Below are 20404 nucleotides of genomic sequence, written 5' to 3'. Positions count from 1 at the left end.
TGCGATGGAACATTATATTAGCCTGTTAATTCGCTCTGTTTTCATTGAAAACATGGCACTGGCCTTCTTCCTAGGTATGTGTACTTTCTTGGCTGTGTCTAAGAAAGTGACCACTGCTATGGGCCTAGGGATTGCGGTAGTTGTAGTGTTAACTATCTCTGTCCCAGCAAACCAAGTTATCTATCAAGGGCTGCTTGCTCCTGGTGCACTTGCTTGGGCTGGCGCACCTGAAGCTGACTTAAGCTTCTTGAAATTCATTACCTTTATCGGTGTGATTGCGGCTTTGGTTCAAATTCTGGAAATGGCACTAGACAAGTACTTTCCGCCTTTGTACAACGCATTAGGTATTTTCTTACCTTTGATCACAGTGAACTGCGCGATTTTCGGTGCGGTATCATTCATGGTTGAGCGTGACTACAAGTTAGGCGAGAGTGTGGTGTTTGGTTTCGGCTCAGGAGTGGGTTGGGCATTAGCTATCGTATTGATGGCCGGTATCCGTGAGAAGCTGAAGTATGCCGACGTGCCTAACGGTCTGCGTGGTTTAGGTATTACCTTTATTACTGCGGGTTTAATGGCCTTAGGTTTCATGTCGTTTTCTGGTGTGTCTCTGTAAGAGATGCATAACGGCTTCTTGAATTGGACCTTCTAAGGATAAGTTAATGGATATTCTTGGTATTTTTAAATCTACTCCGCTTGAGGTTTACCTCGGTGTGAGTATGTTTACTGCTATCGTCCTCATCTTGGTATTAGTGATTTTATTCGCTAAGTCTAAGTTAGTGGCTAGCGGTGACATCACGATCGGCATCAATGACGATCCTGAAAAAGCAATTACAACCGGTGCTGGTGGTAAGTTGTTAGGTGTTTTGGCTAATAGCGGTATCTTCGTATCGAGTGCGTGTGGTGGCGGTGGCTCATGTGGTCAATGTCGCGTGGTGATTAAGTCTGGTGGCGGTGATATTCTGCCAACCGAACTTGATCACATCAGCAAAGGTGATGCCCGTAAAGGTTGTCGTCTTTCTTGTCAGGTTAACGTTAAGAACGATATGGAAATCGAGCTTGACGAAGAAATCTTTGGTATCAAGAAATGGGAATGTGAAGTTATCTCTAACGATAACAAAGCCACTTTCATTAAGGAACTGAAGCTGCAAATTCCTGATGGCGAGTCTGTACCATTCCGTGCTGGTGGTTATATTCAAATCGAAGCTCCGGCTCACCATGTTAAATATGCAGATTTTGATGTACCTGCAAAATACCGTGGCGACTGGGAACACTTTGGTTTCTTCAATCTTGAGTCTAAGGTTGATGAAGAAACTATCCGTGCATACTCGATGGCTAACTACCCAGAAGAGTTCGGTATTATTATGCTGAACGTGCGTATTGCTACGCCTCCACCACGTAACCTGACCCTGCCTTGCGGTAAGATGTCATCTTACATTTGGAGCTTGAAAGCTGGCGATAAAGTCACGATTTCAGGCCCATTCGGTGAATTCTTCGCGAAAGATACCGATGCTGAAATGGTGTTTATCGGCGGTGGTGCGGGTATGGCGCCAATGCGTTCACATATCTTCGACCAACTGAAGCGTCTTCACTCTAAACGTAAGATGAGCTTCTGGTACGGTGCACGTTCTAAGCGTGAAATGTTCTACGTAGAAGACTTCGATGGCCTCGCGGCTGAGAATGATAACTTCGTATGGCATGTGGCACTTTCAGATCCTCAGCCAGAGGATAACTGGGATGGTTACACAGGTTTTATTCATAACGTATTATATGAAAACTATCTGAAAAACCATGATGCACCAGAAGATTGTGAGTTCTACATGTGTGGACCTCCAATGATGAACGCTGCCGTCATTGGTATGTTGAAAAATCTTGGTGTCGAAGACGAAAACATCCTGTTGGATGACTTCGGCGGCTAATGTTCATTCGTCCTAGATAAAAGAGTTGCAGATGTTAAGGATATCCTTTCATCTGCAACTTTTGCGTTTAAGGGCATAAATAAGAGTGGTAGGTCATTATGTTTCAGACCTTAAAAATCAATAGCTCAGTATTAAAGCATTCAGTAAATTGGCTGGTCCTTCTAGGGCTGGCCTTTTTTGTTTCAGCTTGTGCCAAACAGAACGAAATGATTTCGTTGTCTGGCAGCACTATGGGTACCACGTATCATATTAAAGTCGTTCCGAATGAGCAGATGCCCACAGCGCAGTTACTGCAAGAGGAAATTGATTTAGCCCTTGAGCTCGTCAATGACCAAATGTCGACATACCGACCTAATTCAGAATTATCTCGTTTCAACCAATTGCCATTGGAACAAAGTGTTGAAGTCTCACCGGATACCATCAAAGTGGTACAAGAGGGAGTACGTTTATATCAAGTGACGGATAAGGCACTTGATATTACCTTAGGTCCTTTAGTTAACCTGTGGGGATTTGGGCCAGATAAGCGTCCAACAAAGGTCCCGAGTCAGGCCGATATCGATGCGGCGAAAGCCAAAACAGGTATTAGTGAACTTTCCATTGAAGGTAACCGTCTAACTAAGCACAACGCCCATTTATACGTAGACCTATCATCTATTGCCAAAGGGTTTGGGGTTGATAAAGTGGCTTCCATTCTTGATAAATACAACGCTGCTGGATATTTAGTTGAAATTGGTGGGGAGCTGAGTATCAAAGGCACTAAGTCCGATGGCAGTGCTTGGCGCGTTGCAATAGAGCAACCGACCGACGATGGTACTGAAGCGATACAACAAATTATCGCGCCGGGTACCATGGCAATGGCGACATCAGGCGATTATCGTAATTATTATGAGGAAGACGGCCAGCGTTTTACCCATATAATTGATCCGCGTACGGGCATGCCGATTAATCATAAACTCGCATCCGTGACAATATTGCATCAAAATTGTATGACAGCTGACGGTTTTGCTACGGCCATGATGGTTTTAGGGACCGAAGCATCATTGGAGCTTGCCAAGCAGCAACACTTGGCGATAATGCTAATTGAAAAGCAAGGCGACGGATTTAAGGTCTATTACAGCGACGCCTTCAAGCCTTTCCTTATCTAGTTTTTGGAGTAAACCATGACCTCTTTTATCGCGGCATTTGTGATTTTGTTATTATTCTTTTTGTTCATGTCGATAGGTTATCTCATAAAGCGCAAGGCCGTTGAAGGAAGTTGTGGCGGTTTAGGTGTTCTAGGGATTGAGAAAGCGTGTGATTGTGATGACCCTTGTGACAAACGTAAGCGTCGTATGGCCGCTGAAGAAGCGCGCCGTGAGAAGTTAACAAAAGACCGTATTATTTAATTGTCTTAACTAAATGACCTGCAGAGACGTAAAACTTATCTCTAGTTCAGGTTAAATAATAGCCTCCCATTGTGGAGGCTATTTTTTTGCCTCAGATTTATCTACATGGCCTAACCGTTTGAGATTTATCCTTATGATATGAGTAAGATGGCCTGTGAATCTAAGTGTGAATGAGAACGGTTTTTATCATTAAGTGAGTGAAATATAAAGATAATTTGAGTTATAGGCTAAATTGTACTAGGCTAGTCGTTTGATATAGATCAATCTTTTCTCGTTTACCAAGGATAGTAACTTATGAAAGGTCATCCTAAAGTGGTTGGACAACTGAATCGGGTGCTTACCTGTGAGTTGACTGCCATCAATCAATATTTTCTCCATGCCCGCATGTTTAAACATTGGGGCTTTGAGAAGCTTAATCACGTTGAATATAAAAAATCCATTCAAGACATGAAGCATGCCGATAAGCTTATCGAGCGGGTATTATTTTTAGAAGGATTACCTAATTTGCAGCAACTTGAAAAGCTGCGTATTGGTGAGCATAGCGAAGAAATGCTCGGCTGCGATGCGGCCATGGTACAAGAGCAACTCATTATACTGCGTGATGCGATTAGCTTGTGTGAAGCAGAGCAGGACTATGTGAGCCGCGATCTGCTGGAAGACATTCTCGAAGACGAAGAAGAGCATTTAGATTGGCTTGAATCGCAGCAAGAGCTTATTACCTTAACGGGTATTCAAAATTATCTACAATCGCAAATTAGCGACCAATAGGAGCGGAATATGAAAGGCGATAAAGACGTTATCGATGCGTTAAATCGACTCCTAACGGGAGAACTCTCGGCCATGGATCAATATTTTGTCCATGCCCACATGTATGAAGATTGGGGATTCAATGAGCTCTATGAACGTATTGCCCATGAGTCAGACGATGAAAAAGCCCATGCTGCTAAGTTAGTGCAGCGCATTTTATTTCTCGAAGGTACGCCTGATGTTGCCGCCCGTGAGGCATTAAACATAGGTAAAGATGTAACTGAAATGATGCGTAACGATCTCGCCTACGAGTACAAGGTCGCAGATGATTTACGCCAAGTCATTGCACTGTGTGAGCAAAAACAAGATTACCAGACCCGCGAAATTCTCGAAGTGTTGCTCGACGATACTGAATCTGATCATATGTACTGGCTTGAGAAACAACTCGGACTGATTGACCGCATCGGGTTGCCAAATTATTTACAAACTAAGATGTAATCTATAACCCCAGTGCCGATAAGCCTTGGTGCTGGGGTTAATCTACATAATCTATACTCTCTTTTGTACGACAAGCCTGCTTCTACATACCTTGTGTCTTCCCTGTTGCCCTTCGCGAATAAATACTAGACAGTTAACGCTTTAGTTTACTTTCCTCAAGTACCTATTCCTACCCCGCTATCTCAAGCTTAATAGATCAAAATATCTCTCAGGTGTCTTTATCCAGCATAAAAGTCGTGGCAAATATGTCACAATGCTTGATAACTGTTTTTATATACAGTATTTTGGCGCTGGAGGCATTCAACGTGCGAAAAATTATTCACATCGATATGGACTGCTATTTTGCTGCGGTGGAAATGCGTGACTTTCCTGAGTATCTTGGCAAACCTTTAGCCGTGGGCGGCAGTAGTGATCGCCGCGGCGTTATTAGCACTTGTAGTTACGAGGCGCGTAAATTTGGCGTACGTTCAGCGATGGCCACGGCTTATGCTTTTAAGTTGTGCCCCGATCTTATTCTGGTGCCTGGTCGTATGCAGGTTTACAAACAAGTGTCGTTGCAGATCCGTGAAATATTTTCCCGCTATACGTCATTGATTGAGCCGCTGTCTCTCGATGAAGCCTATTTAGACGTGAGTGAGTGCCAACAATATAAAGGTTCTGCTACCTTAATAGCCCAAGCTATTCGCCGTGATATTTTAATGGAAACGGGGTTAACGGCATCGGCAGGTATAGCGCCAATTAAGTTTCTCGCTAAGATCGCATCGGATCTGAATAAACCCAATGGTCAATATGTGATCACGCCAGATACTGTGCCTGAGTTCGTTAAAACCTTATCCTTACGAAAAATTCCCGGTGTAGGTAAAGTTACCGCTGAAAAGTTAGCCTTGTTAGGGCTCCATACCTGCAGTGATGTACAAGCCTATTCTAAAACTGAGCTTGTGGCGCGATTTGGCAAATTTGGCAGTGTATTGATTGAGCGTTCTTACGGCATAGATGAGCGGGGTATTTCTGCTGACAGAGAGCGTAAATCAGTCGGTGTAGAAACCACACTGGCAAAAGATATCTATCATTTAGATCAATGCCAACAAATTATACCTGGATTAATTCAAGAGTTGCTGCAGCGCTTGGATCGCGGCGCTAAAAACAGACAAATATGCAAACAAGTGGTAAAGCTCAAATTTAACGATTTTAAGCAGACCACTATTGAACATCGCAGTGACCAAGTCTCAATTGAGATGTTTTATGAGCTACTTGCGCAAGCGATGGTAAGGCAGGAGGGGCGCGGCATTCGGCTACTGGGGATTTCGGTTGGGTTGGCAGATTCTATCCACATTATTCCCACGCTTATCCCAGCCCAAACGCAACTCAATTTAGCGTTTTAATAACGCTTAGCAACGTGACCAAGTTTTCAGACTAGTGCTAAAAATAAGCCGCATCGTCATTAAGCTGATGCGGCTTTATATTAAAAGCGAACGAAGTAAGTAAACTTCGTTAAGGCTTAAGCCTTAACGGGAATGCGCTCGAGTACCGCTAGTAACAAGGTCCAGTACTGGCCGACTGTGGTGATATTCACCATCTCATCTGGTCCGTGTGGATAACGGATCGTGGGGCCAATCGAGACCATATCCATCTCAGGGTAAGGTTTCTTGAATAAACCACACTCAAGACCCGCATGGATCACCATGATCACTGGCTCTTTTTGGTAAATGTCTTGATAGGTTTCGCGTACTATAGCCATCACAGGCGAGCTGTTATCTGGTTTCCAACCTGGGTAAGCGCCGCTTAAATCGATATCGGCTCCGGCTAAGTTGGTCAGCGCAGTTAACATGCCTTCGACTTGAGTACGGCCAGAATCGATCAGTGAGCGGATAAGGCACAGGATAGTGACTTCTTCATCATCAGTGCTGATCACGCCTACGTTGAGTGAGGTTTCAGTCACACCTTCTACTTCATCACTCATGCGGATCACGCCGTTCGGGCACACATGCAGCAAATCGATCAGGGTATTTTGGCTGTTTTCGCTCATCACACGTTTTGGCGTTGGGATAGTGTTTAACACTAAACGTATATCAGGATCGGCAATGGCGAGTTCGGTGCGGATAAGCGCTTCAAACTCAGCGACTTTTTCGTTTAATGCACTGACGTTTTCTTCTGGCAACATAAAGCTGATGTTGGCTTCCCGTGGAATCGCATTACGCAATGAACCGCCGCTAAATTGTGTCAGCTCTAACGCTAAATCATCTGCATTTTCAAATAGGAAACTCGCCAATAACTTGTTGGCGTTGCCGCGACCTAAGTGAATATTCACTCCAGAGTGACCGCCTTTTAAGCCAGATAAATGCAGGCTAAAGGCAGAGTAACTTTGCTCAGACGCTTGCCACACCATTGGCAGTGTGATTTGAGCATCGACACCGCCGGCGCAGCCCATGTAAATTTCACCTTCTTGCTCTGAGTCGGTATTGATCAGAATGTCAGCGTCTAACATGCCCGCTTGTAAACCAAAAGCGCCTGTCATGCCCGCTTCTTCATCTATCGTCAGCAGCACTTCTAATGGGCCGTGCTTGATATCATCAGAGCCTAAAATGGCCAGCGCCGATGCCATGCCAATACCGTTATCTGAACCTAAGGTTGTACCCTTGGCTTTAACCCAATCGCCATCGACATAAGCTTCGATAGGATCTTTAGTAAAATCATGCACTTTATCGGCATTTTTTTGTGGCACCATATCGATATGGGCTTGAATGACCACGATTTTACGATCTTCCATTCCAGGCGTAGCCGGTTTGCGGATGATCAAGTTGCCAACGGCATCTTCAACGACGGCAAGTTGCTTGCTTTTTGCCCACGCTTGAATGTGCTGGCTTAAGGCTTGCTCATGCTTAGATGGATGGGGAATCGCGCAAATTTGTTCAAACCATTGCCATAAAGGCTGTGGGTATAACTGACTTAAAGCTGTCACTTGAGTGTCCCTCATAAGGTCTTGTGGGTATAGGGCAAATTTGCGGCCATTCTACCACATTCTGCGCAGCCAAATAATCTCAGCATCACAGGCTTTTGTTACGCTGGCAGCCAAAGTTTCCAGTTGGGATTTTTCAGAGGGTCTCGATACCACTTTTAGATTGGTAATTAAGCGATAGAGCGGGAATAATGCAGGCACAATAATGAAAAAGGATGGGTTATGTTTCAAGTTAACTTCGTTGATGTAAAAGCAGAAAATGCCATTTTTGATGGTGAAGGCTGGGATGCTGTTGTGGTGGTGACGCCAGATCTGGATGCTATAGGTTTTGATGAGATCAGTTTATTGGCTCAGCACGGTGCCCACGTGGATAAGCGCGTAGGTAAGAGCCCGACATTACTGTTTGCGCCAGGGCTTGCTGGAGGTCGCTTGATCATCGCGCCTGTCACCCAAGTGAACGACGAGTATGTGGACGTGCGTGTGTATGCCGATGCCGCTAGGGCGGCGATTGCTATCGCAAAAGAGGCGGGCGCCAAACGTCCGTTATTATATGTGGTGCCATCGAAGGAGCTGCGTTTTGGTTTTGCCTCTGAAGTTGCAGCATTAGCCTGCGGTCAAGAACTGTGGCAAGCCTTAGAGCTGCGTGAAGCGACGGGCCTAACGCCTTCATTTGAGGCCATAGGGTTATTATCTTCGTCAACCCATAACAGCAATTTGCTCAATGCGTTAGAAGCGGGCCGTGTATTAGCGCGGGATTTATGTGGTACTGAACCTGAGCGCATGTCGGCTAAAGCCTTTGCTGACTATTGTCTGCAATCCTTAGCGGGCAGCGTGATCAAAACCGCAGTGGTAGAAGACAGAGATATTTTAGAGCGTGACTATCCGCTGCTCAGTGCCGTGGCGCGCTCCTCTTTTGCCGTCGGTCGTCATCAACCTCGGGTGGTGAAATTAGAATATCTGCCAGAGGGTGAAGTGACTCGTACTTTCCTGTTCGCGGGTAAGGGCGTGATCTACGATACCGGCGGCGCTGATCTGAAAGTCGGCGGTTCTATGGCGGGCATGAGCCGTGATAAAGGCGGCGCTTCTGCTGTGGCGGGGCTATTCAAAACCCTGTCAATGCTCAAGCCTAAGGGCATTCGTGTGATTGCCGAGTTAGGTTTAGTGCGTAACAGCATAGGAAGCGAAGCCTTCGTGACCGATGAAATCATCACCAGTCATGCGGGTGTGCGAGTGCGGATTGGTAATACGGACGCCGAAGGGCGCTTAGTGCTGGCGGATTTACTGAGCCATTTACGCATCAAAGCCGTGTCGGCGGTGAAGCCTGAGATGTTTTCGGTCGCAACACTCACAGGTCATGTCGTACGTTGTTATGGCAGTTATCCCGCGGCGGTGGAAAACTCAGTGGCGAGTGCGCAGCAATGCGCTGTCACTTTACAACAGCAGGCGACTCAATGGGGCGAACCCTTTGAAGTGTCTACATTACGCCCTGAAGACTTCGCTAAGATCCGCGATGTATCAGGCGCTGCTGAAATATTATCGTCAAATAATGCGCCATCATCGATTACAGCCCGTGGACATCAATATCCTGCGGCATTTTTACTGAAAGCCTCTGGACTATTTGATCATGGGGTAAATGCCCCTATTCCCTTGGCTTACACACACTTAGATATCGCAGGCAGTGCGACCGAAGGTGATCCGCTCTACGGCAAACCTACCGCGAGTCTGCTGGTGGGCTTGTATCAATATCTGATCAATCGCTAACGAGTAGTAGTAACAAATAGAAATAATTCTGTAATATCTTACTTATTAGATGGTTACAGGGTTATTTCTGTTTTTCTGTGAAGCAGATCGACATTAACCTCACTATAATTGTGTAATTTAATTACACGCAAAGGCCTTAATTAAAAAAAATACAAATAAAGGTTGTAATAAAACTACAAAACCATATAATGATTTTCGTGGATTAGGCACTAGCCTATTCCCTCTAGTCTATCCAGGATGGATAAATTTCTCCAAGGACCCGAGTGACAAGTCGTCTCAACGGATATGAGAATCTCTAGTTCCATGGAACCGAGCCAAGCTTTACTAGAGTACTTAATCACAACTAATTTAGGAGTATTGACTATGTCTTATACAGGCAGCAAACATATTTATTGGCAGAACACTTGGTTTAATACTGATGTTTTGCGTGGCGGTTTATTCGCCATGAGCTTTAAGGCCTAACCCTCCTTAAAGTTTGAGTTTCCATCATCCATCAACCTTGTATCGCCTTTTTGGCGTGTTTAGACTCAAGTAGTATGTTTGTGTTTTTGCATGAATATACCAGGTTTTTCCCGTTAGCGCGGTAATGTACTTCCCCGAAAGGGACGCTTGAAATATGTCTTTGCCTGCTCATTGAGCAGGCTTTTTTTTTGCTTATTTTTTAAATTAATGACTTTTTATTAAAGTAGATTGAGCTTTTGGGCCTTTAAAAAGTTTGTTCTCGCAGCAAGTTAGAAATAGTCAGAATCATTCCATTCAGTCTTACATCCAGTGCTCATGCCACTAAAATTGTTACTGGCATTTATAATGAGTCGCTAGATATTTTGCCTTTGTTATACCCTTGCCAATTTTCTGGCCTGACCAGCCTAAACTCCCTATACTTGCAACAAATATAGCCATGTTAAAAATGGTGATATGTAGTGACCCTACCTACTTAAAATAAAAAGGCATCCAGTTTCATGTTAGAAAAATTGTTCAAACTTAAACAAAATCAAACGAGCCTCAAGCAGGAAGCTATCGCAGGTTTGACCACATTTATGACCATGGCTTACATTATTTTTGTTAATCCCATGATGTTAGCCGATGCGGGGATGGACCATGGGGCTGTGTTTGTTGCCACTTGTTTAGCCGCTGCCGTTGGCTGTTTAGTGATGGGCTTGATGGCGAATTATCCTATCGCGCTTGCACCTGGTATGGGGCTTAACGCCTTTTTTACTTATACAGTTGTGGGTGAGATGGGTTACAGCTGGGAAACAGCCCTCGGCGCGGTATTTCTGTCGGGAATTTGCTTTCTCATTTTGTCTTTAGTACGTATTCGAGAGTGGATAGTCAATAGTATTCCTATGTCGCTGCGTATTGGTATTGCCGCCGGTATTGGTTTGTTCCTCGCGCTGATTGGTCTTAAGAGTGCAGGTATTGTGGTGGCAAACCCTGCAACATTAGTGACTTTAGGCGATATTACTGCCTTTCCGGCAGTGATGGCGGTGTTAGGTTTTTTCCTGATTATTGCGTTAGTGCAACGTGGGATGAAATCGGCGGTGATGTTAAGCATCCTGATTATCACTGGCCTTGGGCTGATATTTGGCGATGTGCAGTATAACGGCATTGTATCTATGCCGCCGTCGATCATGCCAACATTTATGAAGATGGACTTATCTCAAGTATTTGAAGTCAGTATGTTATCGGTCGTATTCGCTTTCTTATTTGTCGATCTATTTGATACCTCTGGTACCTTAGTTGCCGTTGCGCAGCGCGGTGGTTTTCTTGACGATAAGGGCCGCTTACCACGTTTAAATCGTGCTTTAACCGCCGATAGTTTGGCAACTATTGCAGGCGCAGCCTTGGGGACATCGACGACAACAAGCTATGTAGAAAGTACCGCGGGCGTCAGTGTGGGTGGTCGTACTGGTTTAACTGCTGTGGTGGTGGGATTACTGTTTATTGCCGCGTTATTTATATCACCCTTAGCTGGCATGATCCCTGCTTACGCTACTGCGGGTACGCTGCTTTATGTGGCTATTTTGATGATGTCAGGGCTTATGCATGTGGAATGGGAAGATTTAACCGAAGCCGCCCCTGTCGTTGTGGTGTGTATTTTAATGCCGCTGACTTTTTCTATCGCAACGGGCATTGCCTTCGGGATGATTTCCTATGCGGCGATTAAGTTAATGACTGGTCGTTTTAGCGATCTCAATGTCGGCATATTAGTGATTGCTGCACTGTTTTTGGCTAAATTTATTTACGGTTAATGGTGTATATAGTGCAGCGCCGTCGGTCATGCTTGTACGCACTATGAGCCATACTGATTAGCGCAAACGAGTATGCATATTGTCTACAATAGACAATATTTTTTGAGGGTCATCTAACAGATGACCCTTTTTAATGTACGATTTCTAACAAACTCCAAAATTTATCTCTAGTTAACCACTCCTTGCTACCAATTACCCAGCGGATTAGGTATAAGGGCTGTTCGGTTATTTTTTACTAATGAATAATGAACTTAAGTGATATTGCGTATCGCCGCGTGGTAGTGAAATTAGGGACGAGTGTGCTGACCTCTGGCAGTAAACAGCTAGATAAAGCCCACATGGTTGAGCTTGCTCGTCAAATGGCCGCACTGATGAAGTCTGGGGTCGAAGTCGTTTTATGTACCTCAGGGGCCATTGCCGCTGGGCGCGAACATCTCCAATACCCGACACTGCCCGACACTATGGCGAATAAACAATTATTAGCCGCTGTCGGGCAAAGCCAGTTGATCCTCGCGTGGTCACAACTCTTTAGTATTTATGGGCTGCATGTGGGCCAATTGCTGCTGACCCGTGCCGATTTGCAGGATAGAGAACGTTACCTTAATGCCCGCGATACACTTAATGCGCTGTTAGCTAATAATATTGTGCCGATCATCAATGAAAACGATGCGGTGGCTACTAACGAAATCAAAGTGGGCGATAACGATAATTTATCGGCCCGTGCGGCGCTGCTGTGTGATGCTGATTTATTGATTTTATTGACGGATCAGAAGGGCTTATTCGATGCTGATCCACGCACTAATCCCAATGCTAAATTGATTTCGCAGGTAGTGACAATTGACGATAGCCTGCGGATGCTGGCCGGCGGATCTGTGTCTGGTTTAGGCACAGGCGGAATGTCGACTAAATTGGAGGCGGCGGATATTGCTCGCCGTGCGGGGATTGAAGTCGTTATTGCCTCTGGTCATCACCCCGATGTGATTAAAAAAGTGGTGAGTAAAGAATCGGTTGGCACGCATTTTAGTGCCATCGAAAACCCGCTCGAAAGCCGTAAACAGTGGATTTTAGCTGGCCCTGCGACCCAAGGCTCTTTAGTGCTCGATGCGGGCGCAGTGAAAGCGGTGACAGACAAGGGCCGCAGCCTATTATCTAAAGGTATTGTCGGTGTTAAAGGCAAATTTGAGCGCGGTGCAACGCTGCAATTAGTCGATCAACAGGGTAAAGTGATAGCCAAAGGAATGACACGTTATTGCGCTCAGGCCCTAGGTTTAATCGCAGGTAAACATTCCGACGAGATCGAGTCAGTACTCGGTTACGATTATGGTGATGCAATAGTGCATCGCAACGACATGGTAGTCCTATAAGCGAGGTCTGTTTTGAGTCAAATTCAGCAAGAGCAATATATACAGCAACTTGGCATAAATGCTAAACAGGCAAGTTATGCTTTAGCGAACTTAACGGCAAGCCAAAAAGCCGAGTTACTCAAAGCCATTGCCGATGCGTTAACCCTTAATACGCTGGCGATTTTAGCCGCTAATGCCAAAGATGTGGCTGCGGCTAAAGCGGATGGGCTCACCTATGCAATGATCGACCGATTATTGTTAGATGAGGCGCGTCTGGCGGGGATCATCGGCGATATTAGTGACGTTATTAGTCTTGCCGATCCCGTTGGCGAAGAGTTCGGTAGTCAATTACTCGATAACGGGTTAAGGCTCACTCGCCGCCGAGTACCGCTTGGGGTGATTGGGGTTATTTATGAGGCGCGGCCCAATGTGACGGTTGATATTGCGGTGCTGGCACTCAAAACCGGCAACGCGGTTATTCTTCGTGGTGGTAAAGAAACCCTGCAATCGAATAAGTTAATCAGTGACGTGATCCGCAGCGCTGTGGTCGCCCAAGGTTTGCCTATCGATGCGGTGCAATTTATCGACTCGCCAGATAGAGCACTAGTGACAGGTTTACTTAAGCTTGACCAATATGTCGACATGATAGTGCCCCGCGGTGGTCAAGCGCTGCAGCGTTTATGCGCAGAGCAGGCGACAATCCCCGTAATATTAGGGGGGATTGGTATTTGCCATTTGTATGTTGATAAAAATGCCGATCTTGAACGTGCGCTCGCGGTGATTGCTAACGCCAAAGTGCAACGTCCAACCGTGTGTAATGCGCTCGATACTTTGCTGGTGGATGAGCGGGTGGCGAGCACATTTGTGCCGCAAATTGCCGAATATCTACATCGTTTAGGTGTGCGTTTTTCAGTCTGTGAGCAAACTTATACATTGCTTGATGGCTTAGGTTTTGATCTTTCCCTCGCCAAGCCTGAAGATTTTGGTATCGAGTGGTTGTCGTTAACCATAGGTATCAAAGTGGTGAGCGATATTGACGCCGCCGTTGGTCATATTCGTCACTATTCTAGCGGCCATTCTGAAGCGATTTTAACTGATGATATTCATGCCGCGGCGCACTTTATGAATGAAGTGAACTCTGCTGCTGTATATGTTAATGCCAGTACGCGCTTTACCGATGGCGGTCAGTTTGGCCTTGGCGCAGAGGTCGCGGTGAGCACACAAAAACTCCACGCCCGTGGCCCCATGGGGCTTGAGGCATTAACCACCTATAAATGGTTAGCCTGGGGTGATTACACCAGCCGCGTGTAATGTTTTTCTGTTAGAAATAAGCAGCCGTTAACGCCATGCGTTGACGGCTTTTTTATGCGAATTAATCGATAGGTTCCGCTTAATACTATTGATATAACAGTATGTTGCGGTGTGAAATATTTTGTGAAGGGTGGTGTAAAGGTTTGCAATGAAGGAGCTAAGGGTTAAAAGTATTAAAAATAAAACGATGATAAACAAGAAGCTTAATGGAATAGCTGCAGACTCGTGGCGATGATCCAAATACAAAGAAATACCAACGACATCAATGCTGTAAATTTACGAAACGGGACAATGTATTCCAAGGTATAGATAAAGTATTTTTCTTGCACTCTGCGGGTGAGTAATACCGCCGGTAGCATAAAACTGCAGTACAGCATGACCACCATAGTGGTGAAGTCATTACCCCAAAAATATTCGTAAATAAATAAGCCAATACAAAGCAGCATCGCCACCCAACTGAGGCGGCTTAAGCCATTTTCTGGCATCCATTGTGTTGACTTTTCCATATGACTATCCTTAGCCTTATTTACCACTGTACAATTTATAGCTTGATATGGGTGGGTTTTCAAACGTTTTAAATACGATAAACCTATCGTAATGATATTAGATGCCGCTTATAGCGTCTTGATATCGGCAAATGATCCCTTGCACAATTTTGCCAAATCAGCGGCGGCTAAGCTAATTTCTAAACCGCGTCGGCCGGCGCTTACATAAATCCTATCAAAGTTCTGCGCACTAGCATCAATCAAGGTGGGTAACGGTTTTTTTTGTGCCAGCGGGCTAATGCCGCCCACAAGATAACCCGAAGATTTTTGCGCTAACTCTGCATCGGCCATTTGCAGCTTTTTTTGTCCTAACCATTTAGCTACGGCTTTGAGATTGAGCTGATGATCAACTGGCACTAAAGCGACCGCAAGCGGGGCGTGCGTTTTATCGGTGGCCACTAACAGGGTTTTAAACACCTGTGCGGGGTCTAACCCTAATGTGTTGGCCGCTTCTTCGCCGTAGGCCGCGCAGTGTGGGTCGTGGCTGTACTCAAGGATATCAAACGGGATCTGGGCTTTCTTAGCCAGACGAACGGCAGGGGTCATTGTCTACTCCTTTACAACATAGAGATTTATTTGGCTAGCTTTGGGCGTAATTTACGGTTTCGGTCGATATAACGCGGTAAAAGTTGCTGTAACACCATACCCGACAGAATAAAAGCGAGCCCGAGATACGTGGCCGTAGTAATTGTTTCTTGCAAAATCCATGCGATAAATCCAATCGACATCACCGGAGATAAAAACACCATAGTGCTAATGTTAGCGGTGCGGGTGGCCATTTTAAGCGCCATTAACCACAGCACAAAAGTAATGCCCATCTCAAATAGTCCGACATACATACCCGCAAATATTGCCTTAACACTAAAACTTGGCATCACATCGGTCAGTACTAAAGTGGCGGTGATAAAAGGTAAGCCGATGAGAAAACTGAGTAATAAGCTCACCACAGGATCGCCTTGATCTTTGGTGTTGACGATCCAATATAAGCACCAGAGTAAGGTACTGGTGAGGGCAAGGCCAATGCCGAGCGGGCTATCAAAGTTAAAACCGCTTATATCGCCGCCAGTGGCAATGATGAACACCCCAGAGTAGGCAATCAAAGCCGCGGCAATATCACTTTTACGTAAGTGTTGTTTTAACAAAGGTGCGGCGAGTAACGGCAACAATACCGCCCAAGTGTAATTAAGTGACAAGGCTTGCTGTGCAGGCAGTAAGGCATAGGCTTTAAATAGCACAACGTAGTAAAGAAAAGGATTGATAAGCCCTGTGACTAAATAAAAAGTGGGTCGGCGCAAAAATTGTTGTGGTAGCAAAGAGAGCTTATGTTGCCAAGCGAGAATACCGCTAAGGGCAACAATGGAGGTGAGTACAGCCACAAAAACTAATTGCAGCGGGCTGTAATAGCTCAAAGCAATTTTAAATGCTGTGGCAACCGTAGACCAAAGAAAGACCGCCGCCATGCCATACACATACGCTAGATTTGAAGCCTTCACTCTAATGACCTTACTATAGATAATCACCCGCCCAATGGGGGCCGATTGAATAACAGCCTTGGCTGATAAGCAAGACTATTTTGCAGTGATAAATATTTTATCTTGATACTGCTACGGGAAAGATAAATTAGAAAATTTTTTTGTTAACCCTTGTAATTAAATTCCCTGTCCCAATATAGGTATCAAGGCAGAGAAGTGGCTAATGATGGACTTGGTATTTACACCGTCTAGCCCTATATCAAAACCAACTAAACAAATTTAGATTGAATGAAATTTTTCGGAGGACCTCATGGGTAAAATTATTGGTATCGATTTAGGCACAACAAACTCTTGTGTAGCAGTCCTCGATGGCGGCAAAGCACGTGTTATTGAAAATGCTGAAGGCGATCGCACTACACCGTCAATTATCGCTTATACAGACGATGAAATCATTGTCGGTTCGCCAGCAAAGCGTCAGGCTGTGACTAACCCAACTAACACATTCTTCGCGATTAAGCGTTTGATCGGTCGTCGTTTTAAAGATGATGAAGTTCAACGTGACGTGAACATCATGCCATTCAAAATCATTGCAGCCGACAACGGTGATGCATGGGTTGAATCGCGTGGTAATAAAATGGCACCACCACAAGTGTCTGCTGAAATCTTGAAAAAGATGAAGAAAACAGCAGAAGACTTTTTAGGTGAAGAAGTAACAGAAGCAGTTATTACTGTTCCTGCCTACTTTAACGATTCACAACGTCAAGCCACTAAAGATGCCGGTCGCATCGCAGGTCTTGATGTTAAGCGTATTATCAACGAACCAACGGCAGCTGCATTAGCCTACGGTATTGATAAGAAGCAAGGCGACAACATTGTTGCGGTATACGACTTAGGTGGTGGTACGTTCGATATCTCTATCATCGAAATCGATAGCAACGATGGTGACCAAACATTTGAAGTATTGGCAACTAACGGTGATACCCACTTAGGTGGTGAAGACTTTGACAACCGTTTGATCAACTACTTAGCTGACGAATTCAAGAAAGAACAAGGTCTTGATCTGCGTAAAGACGCCTTGGCAATGCAACGTCTGAAAGAAGCGGCTGAGAAAGCAAAAATTGAGCTTTCAAGCACAAATCACACAGAAGTTAACTTGCCATACATTACAGCAGACGCAACCGGTCCTAAGCATTTAGTGATTAAAATCACTCGTGCTAAGTTAGAAGCACTGGTTGAAGACATGATCATGCGCACATTAGAGCCATTAAAAGTTGCCTTGGCTGACGCTGATTTATCAGTATCAGACATCAACGAAGTGATTCTTGTGGGTGGTCAAACACGTATGCCTAAGGTTCAAGAAGTAGTAACAAACTTCTTCGGTAAAGAACCTCGTAAAGACGTGAACCCAGACGAAGCCGTTGCCGTAGGTGCTGCGATTCAAGCCGGTGTTCTGTCGGGCGAAGTGAAAGACGTATTACTGTTAGACGTAACACCACTGTCTTTGGGTATTGAAACCATGGGCAGCGTAATGACCAAGCTGATTGAGAAAAACACTACGATTCCTACTAAGGCGCAGCAAGTGTTCTCAACAGCAGATGACAACCAAAGTGCAGTGACGATTCACGTACTGCAAGGTGAGCGTAAGCAAGCGAGCGCGAACAAGTCATTAGGTCAGTTTAATTTAGACGGTATTGAGCCTGCACCACGCGGCCAGCCACAAATTGAAGTGATGTTCGACATCGACGCCGACGGTATTTTACATGTGTCTGCGACAGACAAGAAAACCGGCAAGAAACAAAACATCACCATCAAAGCCTCTTCTGGCTTAAGCGAAGAAGAAGTGGCACAAATGGTACGTGATGCTGAAGCTCACGCAGATGAAGACAAAAAGTTTGAAGAGTTAGTGCAAGCACGTAACCAAGCTGACGGCTTAGTCCACGGGACTAAGAAACAAGTAGAAGAAGCGGGCGATGCACTGCCAAGCGAAGATAAAGAGAAGATCGAAGCTGCTATGGCTGCTGTTGACACTGCCATCAAAGGCAATGACAAAGAAGCCATTGAAAAGGCAACTCAAAACTTAATCGAAGCGTCTGCTAAGCTGATGGAAATTGCTCAAGCTAAGTCTCAAGCTCAAGGCGGCGACAATGCCGACGCGGGCAAACAGGCTAACGCTGCTGCCGATGATGTTGTCGATGCTGAATTCGAAGAAGTGAAAGACGACAAGAAATAATGATTTGTTCTCAATCAAATCGATTGATTTCAAATAGTTAATTTCTAGGCGGGCGTTACGGGGCAACCCTAACGCCCGTTTGTTCAACTTAAGCCAGAAGCATGAGATTATGTCAAAGCGAGATTATTACGAAGTATTAGGTGTCAGTCGTGACACCAGCGAACGTGAAATTAAAAAGGCCTACAAACGTCTGGCCATGAAATTTCACCCAGATCGCAACCCAGGCGACAAAACCGCAGAAGCTAACTTTAAAGAAATTAAAGAAGCCTACGAGATCCTAACCGACGCCGACAAAAAAGCGGCTTATGACCAGTTTGGTCATGCAGGTGTCGATCCTAATCGCGGTGGCGGTGGTTACGGTGGTGGGCAGGGCGATTTCGGTGATATTTTCGGTGATGTCTTTGGCGATATTTTCGGCGGTGGACGTCGTGGCGGCGGTCAACGTCAAGCGGCCCGAGGCTCAGATTTACGTTACAACCTCGAATTATCACTGGAAGAAGCGGTTAAAGGTTTCACCAAAGAATTACGTATACCCACGCTGGCGAGTTGTGATCTGTGTGACGGCAGCGGCGCTAAAAAAGGCACCTCTGCAACCACTTGTGGCACTTGTCATGGCCAAGGCCAAGTACAAATGCGTCAAGGTTTTTTTGCCGTACAACAAGCTTGTCCAACCTGTCATGGTCGCGGCAAGATCATCAAAGATCCTTGTACTAAGTGCCATGGTGATGGCCGTGTTGAAAAGAGCAAGACTTTATCAGTTAAAATCCCAGCTGGCGTCGATACGGGTGACCGTATTCGTTTAGCCGGTGAAGGCGAAGCAGGTGAGTTTGGCGCGCCTCCAGGGGATTTATACGTTCAGGTCAGTGTGCGTGAGCATGCGATTTTCGTCCGTGATGGTAACAACCTCTACTGCGAAGTGCCGATATCCTTCAGTAAAGCGGCCCTAGGCGGTGAGATTGAAGTACCCACACTGGATGGTAAAGTGAGCCTGAAAATCCCAGCCGAAACGCAAACGGGTCGTATGTTCCGTTTACGTGGCAAAGGGGTTAAATCGGTTCGCAGCCATGCTGTCGGCGACTTGCTCTGCAAAGTGGTCATGGAAACACCAGTTAGTTTAAACGAACGTCAAAAAGAACTGTTACGCGAATTTGAAGCCACCCTAACGGGTGAGTCAAGAAAGCACAGCCCAAAGGCTGAAGGTTTTTTTGATGGCGTGAAGAAGTTTTTTCAAGACTTGAATAGCTAACTTGGTTTGATGGCGCTGCTGTTATGTTAGCTGCGCACTAGAAGAAAAAAGCCCCGAAGTGTTTAACACTGCGGGGCTTTTTTATGTTCGATTGAATGCTCAGATTTTGAGAGAGTAGTTCGCAGTAACTGATTAAGCACTGTCATTCCAGTGACTCGCCATGAACTCATCCCTGAGGGCTCGACGACGGAATCCATGCCGTCAACGGTCACTTCCATGGCAGTGCTTAATCCCTTTTAAGTCCTGCGTATACCTGATAAATGTTATGCCTGTCCGGTCTTTTGTTGGATAACTTGCATTGTGCGAAGTATTAAACGTTATCAATGAGCAAAAATTTAGTTTTTGATATACAAAGAGAACGTTTGTTGTCGATGATTATTTTCTCGTCACCGACTAAGCATCCTCCTTCTAGACGCCATTGCATTTCTTTGACGTTTAAGCTTTTAGCCAATTTTTCTGCATATAACTCTACTTCAAATAGGTCACCAGTTTTTAATAGCTTTTTGCTTATGTATTCTTCAAAGCTATTATTTCAATTTCATATAGTTGCATAATTTCTGTTTCCTTTATCTATTGGATAGATAAAGCTTACCAAATTGTTCCTACTATTTAGTAGGCTGTTCTGGTCTAATCCCATCGGACACTTAATTTTGAGACAGTATGGTCAATAAATTAAGAGGTCTATATGAGTTTAAAAAAATCACATAAGAGTTATCCGCAGGCATTTAAAGATGAAGCCGTCTTG

Annotated in this window: 18 protein-coding genes; 13 read left to right on the top strand and 5 right to left on the bottom strand. The window is 45.1% G+C overall.

Translation table 11 applies throughout. The annotated features are described in order from the left end of the window. Positions 1 to 4: 4 nt before the first annotated feature. From nqrE to dinB, 7 genes are all read left to right on the top strand, one after another. The gene (gene nqrE, locus ACRN9H_RS13440; protein ID WP_006080469.1) at positions 5 to 613 is read left to right on the top strand and encodes an NADH:ubiquinone reductase (Na(+)-transporting) subunit E; all 609 of its coding nucleotides are present in this window, start codon (positions 5 to 7) and stop codon (positions 611 to 613) included. Positions 614 to 659: 46 nt separating this feature from the next. Next, positions 660 to 1916, top strand: a complete 1257-nt coding sequence (nqrF, locus tag ACRN9H_RS13435) for an NADH:ubiquinone reductase (Na(+)-transporting) subunit F (protein ID WP_220772489.1) — start codon at positions 660 to 662, stop codon at positions 1914 to 1916. 98 nt (positions 1917 to 2014) lie between these two features. Next, positions 2015 to 3061, top strand: coding sequence for an FAD:protein FMN transferase (locus ACRN9H_RS13430; RefSeq protein ID WP_432314380.1), 1047 nt, complete (start codon positions 2015 to 2017; stop codon positions 3059 to 3061). A gap of 15 nt (positions 3062 to 3076) precedes the next feature. Further along, the gene (gene nqrM / locus ACRN9H_RS13425; protein ID WP_432314378.1) at positions 3077 to 3301 is read left to right on the top strand and encodes a (Na+)-NQR maturation NqrM; all 225 of its coding nucleotides are present in this window, start codon (positions 3077 to 3079) and stop codon (positions 3299 to 3301) included. 294 nt (positions 3302 to 3595) lie between these two features. Next, positions 3596 to 4069, top strand: coding sequence for a bacterioferritin (gene bfr, locus ACRN9H_RS13420; protein WP_432314376.1), 474 nt, complete (start codon positions 3596 to 3598; stop codon positions 4067 to 4069). Between the two features lie 9 nt (positions 4070 to 4078). Then, positions 4079 to 4546 carry a bacterioferritin gene (gene bfr, locus ACRN9H_RS13415; protein WP_432314375.1) on the top strand — a complete coding sequence of 156 codons (468 nt, stop codon included), beginning with the start codon at positions 4079 to 4081 and terminating at the stop codon, positions 4544 to 4546. 305 nt (positions 4547 to 4851) lie between these two features. Beyond that, positions 4852 to 5928 (top strand): DNA polymerase IV, encoded by a 1077-nt coding sequence (gene dinB, locus ACRN9H_RS13410; protein ID WP_432314374.1) that lies wholly within the window; start codon positions 4852 to 4854, stop codon positions 5926 to 5928. Positions 5929 to 6044: 116 nt separating this feature from the next. Here the strand turns inward: dinB and ACRN9H_RS13405 are convergent, their stop codons facing one another. Continuing rightward, positions 6045 to 7505 carry an aminoacyl-histidine dipeptidase gene (locus ACRN9H_RS13405; protein WP_432314372.1) on the bottom strand — a complete coding sequence of 487 codons (1461 nt, stop codon included), beginning with the start codon at positions 7503 to 7505 and terminating at the stop codon, positions 6045 to 6047. A gap of 219 nt (positions 7506 to 7724) precedes the next feature. Between ACRN9H_RS13405 and ACRN9H_RS13400 the strand changes: the two genes are divergently transcribed. The 4 genes from ACRN9H_RS13400 to ACRN9H_RS13385 all read left to right on the top strand — a co-directional run bounded on the left by ACRN9H_RS13400 (position 7725) and on the right by ACRN9H_RS13385 (position 14166). After that, complete coding sequence (locus ACRN9H_RS13400; protein WP_432314370.1) at positions 7725 to 9263, top strand: leucyl aminopeptidase family protein; 1539 nt, start codon at positions 7725 to 7727, stop codon at positions 9261 to 9263. 959 nt (positions 9264 to 10222) lie between these two features. Beyond that, positions 10223 to 11512, top strand: a complete 1290-nt coding sequence (locus ACRN9H_RS13395) for an NCS2 family permease (protein WP_432305748.1) — start codon at positions 10223 to 10225, stop codon at positions 11510 to 11512. Positions 11513 to 11757: 245 nt separating this feature from the next. After that, positions 11758 to 12876, top strand: a complete 1119-nt coding sequence (gene proB / locus ACRN9H_RS13390) for a glutamate 5-kinase (protein WP_432314368.1) — start codon at positions 11758 to 11760, stop codon at positions 12874 to 12876. Between the two features lie 12 nt (positions 12877 to 12888). Further along, the gene (locus ACRN9H_RS13385) at positions 12889 to 14166 is read left to right on the top strand and encodes a glutamate-5-semialdehyde dehydrogenase (RefSeq protein ID WP_432314366.1); all 1278 of its coding nucleotides are present in this window, start codon (positions 12889 to 12891) and stop codon (positions 14164 to 14166) included. A 203-nt stretch (positions 14167 to 14369) separates the two neighbouring features. Here ACRN9H_RS13385 and ACRN9H_RS13380 read toward each other — a convergent pair whose 3' ends face one another. The 3 genes from ACRN9H_RS13380 to ACRN9H_RS13370 all read right to left on the bottom strand — a co-directional run bounded on the left by ACRN9H_RS13380 (position 14370) and on the right by ACRN9H_RS13370 (position 16204). Further along, positions 14370 to 14672: a hypothetical protein gene (locus tag ACRN9H_RS13380; protein WP_432314364.1), complete on the bottom strand. Its 303-nt coding sequence runs from the start codon at positions 14670 to 14672 to the stop codon at positions 14370 to 14372. A 108-nt stretch (positions 14673 to 14780) separates the two neighbouring features. After that, on the bottom strand, positions 14781 to 15257 hold the full coding sequence (gene ybaK / locus ACRN9H_RS13375) for a Cys-tRNA(Pro) deacylase (RefSeq protein WP_432314363.1): 477 nt from the start codon (positions 15255 to 15257) through the stop codon (positions 14781 to 14783). Between the two features lie 26 nt (positions 15258 to 15283). Continuing rightward, positions 15284 to 16204, bottom strand: coding sequence for a DMT family transporter (locus ACRN9H_RS13370; protein WP_432314361.1), 921 nt, complete (start codon positions 16202 to 16204; stop codon positions 15284 to 15286). Positions 16205 to 16493: 289 nt separating this feature from the next. Here ACRN9H_RS13370 and dnaK point away from each other — a divergent pair, with 289 nt between their 5' ends. Beyond that, positions 16494 to 18413: a molecular chaperone DnaK gene (gene dnaK, locus ACRN9H_RS13365; RefSeq protein WP_220772463.1), complete on the top strand. Its 1920-nt coding sequence runs from the start codon at positions 16494 to 16496 to the stop codon at positions 18411 to 18413. Positions 18414 to 18522: 109 nt separating this feature from the next. After that, positions 18523 to 19659, top strand: coding sequence for a molecular chaperone DnaJ (dnaJ, locus tag ACRN9H_RS13360; RefSeq protein WP_432314359.1), 1137 nt, complete (start codon positions 18523 to 18525; stop codon positions 19657 to 19659). A gap of 62 nt (positions 19660 to 19721) precedes the next feature. On the opposite strand, the gene ACRN9H_RS13355 is transcribed toward dnaJ, so the two are convergent. Beyond that, positions 19722 to 19877 (bottom strand): hypothetical protein, encoded by a 156-nt coding sequence (locus ACRN9H_RS13355; protein WP_432314357.1) that lies wholly within the window; start codon positions 19875 to 19877, stop codon positions 19722 to 19724. Positions 19878 to 20404: the final 527 nt, after the last annotated feature.

Origin of the sequence: Shewanella sp. MF08487 (assembly GCF_050848685.1) — a bacterium.
In the GTDB taxonomy this organism is placed as follows: Bacteria; Pseudomonadota; Gammaproteobacteria; order Enterobacterales; family Shewanellaceae; genus Shewanella; species Shewanella glacialipiscicola.
Note: the sequence above shows the minus strand (reverse complement) of the source record. Positions and strands in the feature narration are given on the sequence as shown.